Source organism: Pseudomonas sp. DF11 (assembly GCF_058148565.1).
Genome location: NZ_JBYVYN010000002.1, coordinates 239,998 through 250,908 on the forward strand (window position 1 = coordinate 239,998; position 10,911 = coordinate 250,908).

A 10,911-nucleotide genomic window follows, 5' to 3' on the forward strand; every position below is an offset into this window, starting at 1 on the left:
TTGCTCTGTCGAGTAAATGGCGAAAAGAATATGCTAGTATTTTTTCAAATTCCTGAAGAAATTGAAAAAATACAGCCATGCCTAAAAAAACCTCACCCCTCATGCCGTCAGCCGAACGGCTCCTGCGCCAGTTTGGTGAACGCATCGAGCTGGCTCGTAAGCGCCGTAAGATAACGGCGGCGCAAATGGCGGCGCGGGCAGGCATGAGCGCCCCCACGTTGAGAGCGCTGGAGAGTGGCAGCCCCGCTGTGACCATCGGCGCCTACGTCTCAGTGTTAGTAGCCTTGGGGTTGGAGAAGGACCTCGAATTGCTCGCACGCACAGATGAGTTAGGCCGTGATCTGCAAGATGCTGAGTTGAAAGGGCGCTCTGCAGTCGAGCACATCAAGCCAAAAGTACGGCTGCCCAGTGAGTTTCATTGGAACAACCTGGTCAGCGTTTCAGCGAAAGAAAATATTTCTACATCGCCAGCCGCTGACAGTCGGAGCCAGACAAGCTCTGAACTGGCCAAGAAGCTTTTAGGGGACGACGATGCCTGAAAGGATTTTCGTCTACGCAGACTGGGATGAAACAGCACCGGTATTGCTTGGGACCCTTCATTCCCGCAGATTGGCAGGATCCGAGCGTATGGAATTTGAATACGCGCGGGCTGTTCTTCAAACCATCCACACTCAAATCGCCATCGACCCCCGGATTCAGCCTTACGAAGGACGGCAATATCCAGCGAGAAATTGCTTTGGGTGCGTGTCGGACTCCTCACCTGATCGATGGGGGCGACTGCTGATGGATCGTCGCTTGGAGCGGGATAAAAGAGCAGGCGTTGTACCGCAGGACGCACGGCTATTTGACTCGGACTACCTCATCGGTGTCCACGACGTCTACCGGGTAGGGGGACTGCGTTTCAAAGTCGAGGAAGAGGGCGCGTTCCTTGATGACCATGTGGAGCAAGCCGCCCCACCCATGGCACGCATGCGTGAGCTTGAAGAGGCTTCGCGCCGATTTGAAGCTGGAGAAGATCGGGGGGCTCAGGGTCAGGACTGGATTCGAATGCTCATTGCCCCAGGTGGCTCCCTGGGTGGAGCGAGGCCCAAGGCAAGCGTAGTAGATGACGATCACGCTCTCTGGATAGGAAAGTTCCCCAGTAATAGAGATACCCACGACGTAGGCGCTTGGGAGATGGTCGTCAACACATTGGCCCAAGGCTGTGAGCTGCATGTTGCTGAGGGAAGAGCGCAACGATACGCAAGTGATCACCACTGTTTCATGGTTAAGCGCTTTGACAGAACAGCAGAGGGTGGTCGGCTTCACTTTGCTTCAGCGATGACCCTGACGGAGCACCAGGATGGTGATGGGCATGAGACAGGGGCGAGTTATCTGGAGATTGCAGAAGTATTGATAAGGGCGGGCGCCGCTCCCGAAGCAGATCTTCGCGAGCTTTGGCGAAGAATAGTCTTCAACATGCTGGTTTCGAATACTGACGATCATCTACGAAACCATGGCTTCCTATTAGAGCCTGGGCGCGGTTGGCGTCTTTCGCCTGCGTATGACATGAACCCTGTCCCTGGCGACACTGGTTTGAGACTCAACGTTTCAGAGGCAGATAACGCCATAGACCTTGATTTGGCAATGAGCGTGGCCGGCTACTTCCGCGTGTCTGCTGACGATGCCAGACAAACCATCGAGAGGTTCCAGGGCGTCGTCAGGAAATGGCCCAGGGTTGCGCGCTATCTGGGAATTTCCTCTAATGAGCAGGAGCGGATGGCGCCAGCATTCGCGCTTGCCCGCTAAGCGCTACTCCAGAAAACACCGATCAAACAGATAAACGCTACCCGGTTTGAGATTCTCCACCGTGCGTTGCGGGCGACCGCCGTCGCCGCTTTTTTTGCGTCCGGTTTCCTGCAAATAACCCGCCTCGGTCATCTTCAGCAAACGCTGGCGCATGCTGGTCTTGAGCACCGGGCGGTCGAGCACCACGGAGAAAATGTTCACCGCTTCCGGCGCGCTGAATTCCGGGCCCAGGAACATCAGCGGCAGGCTGCTGTAGAGGGCTTTGGACAACAACCGCTCCTGGACCGCCGCCACCAGGCTGTTGTGGTCGAAAGGAAGTTTGATCGAGGCGTCTGCGACGTCCTTGAGGGGGAAAAATCCCTGGTGTTCGGCGAGCTGGACCGCATCGCTGACAATCGCCAGGTAGAACGTCGAGGATGACCAGCAGCGCGGATCGCGGAACGCGTCGCCGACCGTGCCCACCTGTTCGATCCAGGCCAGCGGCATGCCGACCTTGCTTGAATGACGCAGGCGCTCCACGGCGTCGTTCAGCGTGAGGTCTTCGACGCCACCGTTGACCACGATCCCGGGCAGGGCCCAATGACCGATGAACGGCTCGGCTTCCCGTCGGTTCAGGAGGATTTCCAGCGCCTGGGTCTCCCGGCAGAAGCGCAGCACACAGAGGTCGATGGTGTGCAGATAATCCCGCGCGGGGGCTGTGCTAATGGGCATGTCGATTTCCGTGGGTAGCGTAAAGGTCATAGTTTAACGGGTTCATGCCGGGTGCCATCCAGTCGATGGGAAGCGGCTTGCCCAAGGCCAGTCGTTCGCGAACTCCTGTGCTGCGCACGTGGATCTTTTCCTCCACGCAAAGGATGGAAAAACGCTCCAGCAGTTCCTCGCCACGATAGAAGGTCGGCAGTTGATCCGCGACGTCCCGACCCACCACCAACGCGATCCGCTTGCCGTCCAGGGCCAGGCTGTCGGCGAGGTGGGCGAGCAGGGTGTAGCTGTAGATCGCGCCTTCAACGCCACGGGCCACGACCTGCTCCACCCGGCTTGCCCGCACTTCGGCGCGGCACAGCGGCTGAACCTTCTCGACGATCGATTCCAGCCAGTTCAGGCGAACCTCATAGTCGACCATTTGCTTGCCGTGGGGGTGCCTGAAGCTTGGAGCCACCAGCACGCGTCTGGCCTGGCATGAGGCCTCGATCATCACCTGGGCATGACCGGCGTGGGGGGGATTGAAGGCGCCGCCATACAGGGCTATCTCGAACATGGCTTATCCTCTATTGGTACATGACATGTACTCTATCAGTAAAATCTTTCTGGTGAAAATCAGCTTTTAGCTGAGCCATAGGCATTGCACAAAGAAGGACCAGCAAAAATATTTTCTGTGAGTAGCTTGTTATGAAAGTACATCTTATGTACTCTCGTGACCATGAAGAGGAGAAACCCAGCATGAACAGCCTGACCCGGAAAACCGCTTCCTTCGATGTCGATGCGCAAAAGAGCTTCACGCCGTTATGCCCCGATGAGCTTCCAGTGCCGGGTGGTGATCAGATTGCCGGTGAGCTGAATTTCATCGCGTCGCTGGCCAGCCTCCGTATCGGCAGCAAGGACGCCCATACGCCCCTGGCCCCATGGGTGGTCGCCGATCACGCGCAAATGTTCGTGCCCACCGGGCTCGAGCACGCCGACATCACCTGGGTCAGCCACTGCGTTCCTGGCACCGAAGGTTTTGCCTTGCTGGATCAACTGCCGACCCCCTACGACTACGACTATTTCGTCTGGAAGGGTGTCGAGCCGGATCTGCACCCGTACGGCGCCTGTTACCACGACCTGCACGGCAAGCTGTCCACCGGGGTGATCGAGTACCTCAAAAGTCTGGGGGTGGAACAGGTCATTGTCGGCGGGCTGGCGCTGGATTTCTGCGTCAAGATCACCGCTCTGCAACTGGCCGCCGCCGGCTTCAAGGTGATCATTCACCTTCCGGCCTGCCGGGCCATCAGCGAGGAGGGGGCCCTTCAAGCCATTCACGACATGCAGCAAGCGGGAATCTCGGTTGCCGCGACTCGCGAAGAAACCATCCGCTTGGCAAGCGCATAAGGACGAACCATGGACAGTGCATACGATTCAAGCAACGGCGTCATCCAGAGCCTTCTGGATACCGACTACTACACCTTCACCATGATGCAGGCGGTCTTGCACCAGCATCCGAATGTCGAGGTGGAATACCAGTTCATCGTGCGTTCCAAAGAGCGGCTCGGTCACCTGATCCCGGACATTCGTGTGGAGCTTGAGAAACTCGCTGGGTTGCAGATGCGCGAGGGGGAACAGCGGTTTCTGTTCAACAAGCGTTTCCGTGAGTACCTGACACCGGACTTCGAACAGTTTCTCGGCCTGTTTCGCTTCAATTTGCGCTACATACATGTTTCGGAAGTCGACGGCCAACTGCACATCCGCGTCCGTGGGCCGATGCTGCACTGCATCATGTTCGAGCAGCCGGTATTGGCGATGGTCAGCGAACTGCGCAACCGCGAGAAATACCCCGAAGTCGAGTTGGCCGACGTCACCCGCAAGCTGTACCAGAAGTTCGAATGGCTGGAGAAAAATGCCAGTCGTGAAGAACTCGCCGAGTTTCGTGTTTCAGACTTCTCCACCCGGCGGCGGCTGTCGTTCAGGGCCCAGCGTGAAGTGGTGAATGTGATGCGCAGCGATTTTCCTGGGGTCTTTGTCGGCACCAGTAACGCTCACTTGGCCTACGAGTTCGATCTGCCCCTGATCGGCACAATGGCTCACCAATGGCTGATGGTGCACCAGCAACTGGGGCGGTTACGCGAGAGCCAGAACGCAGCGTTGGAAAACTGGGTGCACGAGTATCGCGGCCGGCTCGGTATCGCCCTGACGGACTGCATCAGCACTGACTTCTTCCTCAAGGATTTCGACCTGTACTTCGCCAAGCTCTATGACGGCCTGCGTCAGGATTCCGGTGACCCGATCGTCTGGGCGGACAAGGTGCTGGGGCGCTACCGGGAACTGGGCATCGATCCACGTACCAAGGACCTGATGTTCTCCGATGGCCTCAATTTCGAAAAGTGCCTGCCGATCCTGCGTCATGTTCGTGGCAAGGCCAAGTTCGGCTTTGGCATGGGCACCAGCCTGGCCTGCGATGTCGACGGTGTCGAACCGCTGAGCATCGTCATGAAACTGGTGCGGGTCCACGGCGAGCCGGTGGTGAAGTTCTCCGACGACCCGATCAAGAACGTCTGCGAGGATGCCTCGTTTCTGCGGTACGCCGCCCAAGTGTTCAACGTTGCCCTGATCAATCCACAGTTGGGAGCCTGATATGACTACGCTTGCGCAAGACCGCATTGCCCGGGAACTGGGCATCGACCGCCAACTCACGCAGGGTGGCGAAGCAACCGAGATTGCCCGTCGCATCGAATTCATAAAGCAGGTATTGCGCGAATCGGGTTGCAAGTCCCTGGTCCTGGGTATCAGTGGCGGCGTCGACTCGCTCACCGCCGGCCGCCTATGCCAGCTCGCAGTGGAGCAACTGCGGGATGAAGACTACGCGGCGCAATTTATCGCCGTCCGGCTGCCGTACAAGGCCCAGGCCGACGAACAAGATGCCCAGGCTTCCCTGGACTTCATCCGGCCGGACTCGATCACCACCAGCAACATCGCCGCGTGTGTCGACGGGCTGATGGGCAGTATCGAAATCGATGGCTTGCAGCCTTCGGCCGAACTCACCGACTTTGTCAAAGGCAACGCCAAGGCCCGGGCACGGATGCTGGCGCAATACGCCATTGCCAATCTGAGCAACGGGTTGGTGGTTGGCACCGATCATGGGGCAGAGGCGGTGATGGGGTTTTTCACCAAGTTTGGCGACGGCGCATGCGACCTGGCGCCGTTGTCCGGGCTGACGAAGACCCAGGTGAGAGGGTTGGCTGACGCGATGGGCGCGCCCGCGTACCTGGTGCGCAAGGCGCCGACCGCGGACTTGGAAGACCTGGCACCCGGCAAGTTGGATGAAGTGGCGTATGGCTGCAGCTACGAGGAAATCGATGCGTATCTGATGGGCGAAGAGGTGTCGCCGCGGGCGCGACAGATCATTGAGCGCGCCTACGCCAAGACGGCCCACAAACGAGCGTTGCCACGCGTTCCGGTATCGTCGCAATAGGGTTTAATGGGACCTTTGGTCTCGAACGGAGTGGGCAAATGACACAGGCAACCAGCACCAAGGATCGCGTACGCATCAAGCAGGTCGAAGTCCTCTCGGACAACTGGTATGTGCTGCGCAAGACCACCTATGACTACCTCGGCCGCAACGGCCAATGGCGCGAACTGACGCGCGAGACCTACGACCGTGGCAACGGCGCCACCATCCTGCTGTACAGCAAGGCCAAGCAGACCGTGGTACTGACCCGGCAATTCCGCTTCCCGGCCTTCGTCAATGGCCACGATGACCTGTTGATCGAAACCTGCGCCGGCCTGTTGGACAACGACGACCCGCACACTTGTATCCGCAAGGAAACCCAGGAGGAAACCGGCTATATCATCCAGGACGTGCGCAAGGTGTTCGAAGCCTTCATGAGCCCGGGTTCGGTGACTGAGCGGTTGCATTTTTTCGTCGGCGAGTACTTTGACGAAGACAAGCAGCACGAAGGCGGTGGCCTGGAAGAAGAAGGTGAAGAGATCGAAGTGCTGGAGCTGCCCCTCGACCAGGCATTGGGCATGATCGAGACCGGGCAGATCTGCGACGGCAAGACCATCATGTTGTTGCAGTACGCCAAGCTGCATCGGTTGCTGGATTAGCCCTGGCCTCTTGTGGACGGACTCCAGCGCAGCCGTGTTCAAGGGCTGCGCGTTTTTTGTTCAGCTGGATTGGGCCTCGCTGTCTTCCTGCATATCGTCCAGGTATTGCGGCTGGTCCATCTGCTCCGGCAGTTCGGTCACGACGCTGAAGTCGCTGATTTCGATGGCGCCGACGCCATGACCGAGCAGATGAAAGGAAAACGCCTTGCGCTGCTGCGGGTTGTCGAAACTGATGTTCATCACTAGCGGTTGGTCGGGTGTCACCGCGACGTCGGTGGGCAGGTCCATCAGCACTTCCTTCTCGAACTCCTTGGCCTTGAGGGAAATGTAGGCGGCATGGTCAGCCTCCACGGTGCGGATGGTCAAGCTGACGCGGGTCTGTGAACCCTTGGGCATTTCCAAGTATTGGGCGCCGATCAGGTTGTCGGTCCAATCGTTGGTGACCTGGGCCGGCAGTGGGATTTTATCCGCGCTGCCGAATTGATAATGCTGGTTCAAAGGTGTGCGCATCAGGGTCTGGCCCAGGGCCGTGGCCTGGGCGCCAATCAGCCTGGCGCGCTGGCCGCTGTATTGCCCGCCGTAGGTGGCGCGGTCAGCGATGAAGCCTTCGCTGGTGTAGTAACGGCAATGCTGGAGGAAGTCGCACTCGGTAAACGTGCCCTTGCCGTCGTGATAGCGCAGCTTGCCGTTGGTGAACGACATGATTTCCCGGCCTGTCGAGTAGTCACGGAACATCGAGCGGCCGGACAACGACGTGGGCACCGCAAAGCCGAAGTAATCGAGGATCGAAGCGGTCAGATCCACATGGCCGTAGGTGCCTGACTTGATCCGGGGCAACGGTTCCGGGGCCAGGGTCAGGTTGAATCCCCAGGACGACGCCAGGCGTATGTCATCGATGCCGTGGGATTCGTCCGAGGTGATGACCACCAGGGTGTTCTCCAGGATGCCCTGGCGTTCCAGGCCCGCCAGGAAGCTCGCCAGTGCGTCGTCCAGGTAACCCACCGCCGCCTGCTTGGCGGTGTCGTAGCGTTGCAGGTATTCATCCGGCGCCGAGTAGGGCTGGTGCGTGCCCACGGTCAGCAGGGTCAGCATCCAGGGCTTGTCCGCTCGTTGCAGTTGTTCGACGTAGTCCAGCGCGCCTTCGAAGAAGGTCCTGTCGTCCTTGCCCCAAGGGAATTCCAGGTAGGCGGGACGAGTGAACCACTCCATGCCCAGGGTCGTGTCGAAGCCGATGTGCGGCATGATCCGATCCTTGGCCATGAACCGCAGGCCCGCGCCCTGGAGGAAATGCGTGGAAAAGCCGTTCTGGCGCAACTGGGCCGGTAGACAGGCCTGGTTGCGCTGGGTCTGGTTGAGCATTTCGACGCCTTTGGGCGTACCGTCGTCGAGTTTGTCGTAGTCGCCACACAGCATCGCGTACAAGCCACGAATGGTCTGATGGCTGTGCAGGACGTAATCGGGGGTGTTCATGCCGCGCTCGGCCCAGGCACTGAGGTGCGGCATCAGGTTCTCCTGATAGCTGCTGTTCAAGGCCTGGCGGTTGGCGCTGACGTAGGCCCCGGGGATGCCCTCCAGCGCGATGACCAGGACGTTGCGTGCACGGCCCGGTTCGGCCAGCAACCTGTTGCCATTGAGGTCCAGGCGGGTCAGCCCTTCCATGGCCGGGGCTGGGTCCGCGGCATCGCCGTCGAGCCATTGCCGGGCTTGATCCTGCCCGGCGGCGATACCCGCCGTAACGAGTTGGTGGGGCAGGTTGAACACATTCCATTGGTCCGCTTCGCTGGGGTGCCAGGACTGCAACGCGCCGTGGCCCAGCAGGAGCAACACGGGCACGGCCCAGGCGTGGCGAGGCAAGCGTGGGGCCTGGTATGGACGGTGGGCCCATTGGGTCATCAGCCAGAACGCCAGCGCGGCCAACTGGAGCGCGGCCAGCCACGGATGAGCGAAGCCGCCACTGGTGGAATTTTCAACGAACTGCGGGTCGGTCAGATAATGAATGTCCGAAGGATTGGGCATTCGCCCGACCGCGCTGACCAACTCGATGCTGGCCAGGGTCAACGCACTCCAGGCCAGCAATACCGGCAATGCCAGCCACCAGGGACGACGGTAAAGCAACGCGATCAGTAACCCGCCGATGCCCAGGTCCGACAGATAGCCCAGTGGGTCGGACCAGCCCAGAGTCAGGCGCAGGATCATCGGGATCAGCAATACGCATCCGACCAGGGCGACAAGGGGGGCGAGGGGATGGGTTAAAGGGTGGGAAAAAACTTTCACAGCAGGTCTTCCAGTTGAAGCCAATCCATTAAACAGCACGCGATGACCCTGTGGGAGCGAGCCAGTTCGCGATAGCGTCGGATCAGCGCAAATTTCTATCGACTGACACACGCCGCCATCGCGGGCAGGCTCGCTCCCACAGGGGAGGGTCTTACAGTCATTAAACTGTCACAAAAATGGATGGTACCAAGCACAGTCGCCAGCGGCCGGGTCAATGTCCCAGTGTCCGGCGGCGTTACGCTGTGGTTCACTGGCCCAGGTCTCTACAATGGCCGTGTAGCGCGGCTTTGGGCCGAGTAAAAAAACTTGTATCAGGATTTCTCATCGGGGGATGGATGGACAGGTTCCAGGAAATGCAGGTTTTCCTTGCTGTGGCCCAGGAGTCGGGGTTTTCCGCGGCGGCGCGGCGCCTGGGGCTGTCGGCGGCCAGCGTCACACGGGCGGTGGCGGCGTTGGAGCAACGCATAGGCACGCCCTTGCTGGTGCGCACCACGCGCAATGTGTACCTGAGCGAAGCCGGCCAGCGTTTTCTCGAGGACTGTCGCCGGATCTTGAGCGATTTGCAGGAAGCCGAGGATTCGGCGGCCGGCAGCCACGTCCAGCCCCGTGGACAGCTGACGATTACCGCACCGGTGCTGTTCGGTCAGTCGTTCGTCACGCCGCTACTGGTGGATTACCTGCAGCGGTTTCCCGAGGTCTGCATCAACGCCTTGCTGTTGGACCGCACGGTCAGCCTGGCCGAGGAGGGCATCGACGTTGCCCTGCGCATTGGCGAACTGCCGGACAGCAACCTGCACGCCGTGCGGGTCGGTGAAGTACGGCGAGTGGTGTGCAGCTCCCCGGATTTCTTTGCACGCCACGGGCGGCCCCGGCATCCGGATGACTTGGAGCGCATGCCCGTGGTGGCATCATCGGCCATTGGCCAGGTCAAAAGCTGGACCTTCGTCGACTCAGGCCAACCGTTGGCCGTCCGGCCCGTGCCTCGGCTGGTGGTGACGGCCAACCAGGCCGCGATCACCGCCGCCTGCCAGGGGTTGGGGATGACGCGGGTCCTGTCTTATCAGGTGGCGAGCAACGTGGCCGCCGGTGAACTGGAAATTGTCCTGGCCGATTTCGAATTGCCGCCTCTGCCGATCCATGTGGTGTACCAGGGCGGGCGCAATGCGCCGGCGCGCGTCCGCAGTTTTGTCGACTTCGTCGTCAGTGCATTGCGCGAAAATCCGGCTTTGAATGGCTGAAGCATTATTTCTTTGGGCGAAACAATGGATTGCGTTTCTGGGTGATTCTCTTGTTTTTGCCTGGAGCGGAAGATGACTCCATCGACGCCGTTGTGCTGATGGCGTCACTTGCAGCGGAGTCGACCATGAACCCTATCAAGCACTATCACTTCCCGCTTTCCGGCCATTCCCATCGCGTTCAACTGATGCTTTCGTTGCTCGGGCTACCTGTCGAGGAGATCTTCGTCGACTTGGCCAAAGGGGCGCACAAACAGGCGGATTTCCTGGCGCTCAATGCGTTTGGCCAGGTCCCGGTCATTGACGATGACGGCGTGGTGCTGGCGGATTCCAATGCGATCCTGGTGTACCTGGCGCTCAAATATGGCGAGGGCCGTTGGTTACCGACCGATCCAATCGGCGCCGCCCGGGTGCAGCGCTGGTTGTCGGCGGCGGCCGGGCCTATCCATGCGGGGCCGGCCACGGCGCGGCTGATCACGGTGTTTGGCGCGCCCTACAACGCCGAGGACGTGATTGTCCGTTCCCACAACGTGCTGAAAGTCATTGATCAGGAATTGAGCAGCCGCGCTTATCTGGCGGGTGACGTTGCGACCATCGCTGACATCGCCGGCTACAGCTACATCGCCCATGCACCGGAAGGTAATGTGTCGTTGGATGACTATGCCAATGTACGAGCCTGGCTGGCGCGGATCGAAGCCTTGCCCGGGTTCGTGGGCATGCCGCGTACGGTTGTCGGGTTGCAAAAGCAGGCCTGAAACGGCAGGTGAGTCATCTTGTGGCGAGGGGATAAATCCCCTCGCCACATAGGATTGTG

11 protein-coding genes are annotated in these 10,911 nt (G+C 59.7%); 8 read left to right on the forward strand and 3 right to left on the reverse strand.

The window, feature by feature from the left end; all coding sequences use genetic code 11:
* Window positions 1-77: 77 nt before the first annotated feature.
* Window positions 78-539, forward strand: coding sequence for a helix-turn-helix domain-containing protein (locus tag AC30D9_RS07735; protein ID WP_307572963.1), 462 nt, complete (start codon window positions 78-80; stop codon window positions 537-539).
* Window positions 532-1,788, forward strand: a complete 1,257-nt coding sequence (locus AC30D9_RS07740) for a type II toxin-antitoxin system HipA family toxin (protein ID WP_490143817.1) — start codon at window positions 532-534, stop codon at window positions 1,786-1,788. Before AC30D9_RS07735 ends, AC30D9_RS07740 begins: the two co-directional genes overlap by 8 nt.
* Window positions 1,789-1,791: 3 nt before the next feature.
* Here the strand turns inward: AC30D9_RS07740 and AC30D9_RS07745 are convergent, their stop codons facing one another.
* A complete protein-coding gene (locus AC30D9_RS07745) occupies window positions 1,792-2,499 on the reverse strand; it encodes an NUDIX hydrolase (RefSeq protein WP_490143818.1) in 708 nt (235 codons plus the stop codon).
* A complete protein-coding gene (locus AC30D9_RS07750) occupies window positions 2,489-3,046 on the reverse strand; it encodes an adenylyltransferase/cytidyltransferase family protein (RefSeq protein ID WP_490143819.1) in 558 nt (185 codons plus the stop codon). The genes AC30D9_RS07745 and AC30D9_RS07750 overlap by 11 nt, the downstream gene beginning before the upstream one ends.
* A gap of 182 nt (window positions 3,047-3,228) precedes the next feature.
* Between AC30D9_RS07750 and AC30D9_RS07755 the strand changes: the two genes are divergently transcribed.
* The 4 genes from AC30D9_RS07755 to nudK are packed head-to-tail and all read left to right on the forward strand — an operon-like array spanning window position 3,229 to window position 6,588.
* Window positions 3,229-3,876: a nicotinamidase gene (locus AC30D9_RS07755; RefSeq protein ID WP_490143820.1), complete on the forward strand. Its 648-nt coding sequence runs from the start codon at window positions 3,229-3,231 to the stop codon at window positions 3,874-3,876.
* A 9-nt stretch (window positions 3,877-3,885) separates the two neighbouring features.
* Window positions 3,886-5,115, forward strand: a complete 1,230-nt coding sequence (pncB, locus tag AC30D9_RS07760; RefSeq protein ID WP_134926548.1) for a nicotinate phosphoribosyltransferase — start codon at window positions 3,886-3,888, stop codon at window positions 5,113-5,115.
* Between the two features lies 1 nt (window position 5,116).
* A complete protein-coding gene (nadE, locus tag AC30D9_RS07765) occupies window positions 5,117-5,953 on the forward strand; it encodes an NAD(+) synthase (RefSeq protein WP_490143821.1) in 837 nt (278 codons plus the stop codon).
* Window positions 5,954-5,991: 38 nt separating this feature from the next.
* Complete coding sequence (nudK, locus tag AC30D9_RS07770; RefSeq protein ID WP_490143822.1) at window positions 5,992-6,588, forward strand: GDP-mannose pyrophosphatase NudK; 597 nt, start codon at window positions 5,992-5,994, stop codon at window positions 6,586-6,588.
* Window positions 6,589-6,648: 60 nt separating this feature from the next.
* Here the strand turns inward: nudK and AC30D9_RS07775 are convergent, their stop codons facing one another.
* Window positions 6,649-8,784, reverse strand: a complete 2,136-nt coding sequence (locus AC30D9_RS07775) for an LTA synthase family protein (RefSeq protein ID WP_490143988.1) — start codon at window positions 8,782-8,784, stop codon at window positions 6,649-6,651.
* A 413-nt stretch (window positions 8,785-9,197) separates the two neighbouring features.
* Between AC30D9_RS07775 and AC30D9_RS07780 the strand changes: the two genes are divergently transcribed.
* Together AC30D9_RS07780 and AC30D9_RS07785 are read left to right on the forward strand one after the other, a co-directional pair.
* On the forward strand, window positions 9,198-10,100 hold the full coding sequence (locus AC30D9_RS07780) for a LysR family transcriptional regulator (RefSeq protein ID WP_490143823.1): 903 nt from the start codon (window positions 9,198-9,200) through the stop codon (window positions 10,098-10,100).
* A gap of 125 nt (window positions 10,101-10,225) precedes the next feature.
* The gene (locus AC30D9_RS07785) at window positions 10,226-10,852 is read left to right on the forward strand and encodes a glutathione S-transferase family protein (protein WP_490143824.1); all 627 of its coding nucleotides are present in this window, start codon (window positions 10,226-10,228) and stop codon (window positions 10,850-10,852) included.
* The last annotated feature ends 59 nt before the right edge of the window (window positions 10,853-10,911 follow it).

Bases quoted from the DNA above. Each gene is read 5' to 3' on its own strand.
- nudK (WP_490143822.1), top strand. From the start codon at position 5,992: ATGACACAGGCAACCAGCACCAAGGATCGCGTACGCATCAAGCAGGTC.
- pncB (WP_134926548.1), top strand. From the start codon at position 3,886: ATGGACAGTGCATACGATTCAAGCAACGGCGTCATCCAGAGCCTTCTG.
- nadE (WP_490143821.1), top strand. From the start codon at position 5,117: ATGACTACGCTTGCGCAAGACCGCATTGCCCGGGAACTGGGCATCGAC.
- AC30D9_RS07785 (WP_490143824.1), top strand. From the start codon at position 10,226: ATGAACCCTATCAAGCACTATCACTTCCCGCTTTCCGGCCATTCCCAT.
- AC30D9_RS07750 (WP_490143819.1), bottom strand. From the start codon at position 3,046: ATGTTCGAGATAGCCCTGTATGGCGGCGCCTTCAATCCCCCCCACGCC.
- AC30D9_RS07755 (WP_490143820.1), top strand. From the start codon at position 3,229: ATGAACAGCCTGACCCGGAAAACCGCTTCCTTCGATGTCGATGCGCAA.
- AC30D9_RS07745 (WP_490143818.1), bottom strand. From the start codon at position 2,499: ATGCCCATTAGCACAGCCCCCGCGCGGGATTATCTGCACACCATCGAC.
- AC30D9_RS07775 (WP_490143988.1), bottom strand. From the start codon at position 8,784: ATGATCCTGCGCCTGACTCTGGGCTGGTCCGACCCACTGGGCTATCTG.
- AC30D9_RS07780 (WP_490143823.1), top strand. From the start codon at position 9,198: ATGGACAGGTTCCAGGAAATGCAGGTTTTCCTTGCTGTGGCCCAGGAG.
- AC30D9_RS07735 (WP_307572963.1), top strand. From the start codon at position 78: ATGCCTAAAAAAACCTCACCCCTCATGCCGTCAGCCGAACGGCTCCTG.
- AC30D9_RS07740 (WP_490143817.1), top strand. From the start codon at position 532: ATGCCTGAAAGGATTTTCGTCTACGCAGACTGGGATGAAACAGCACCG.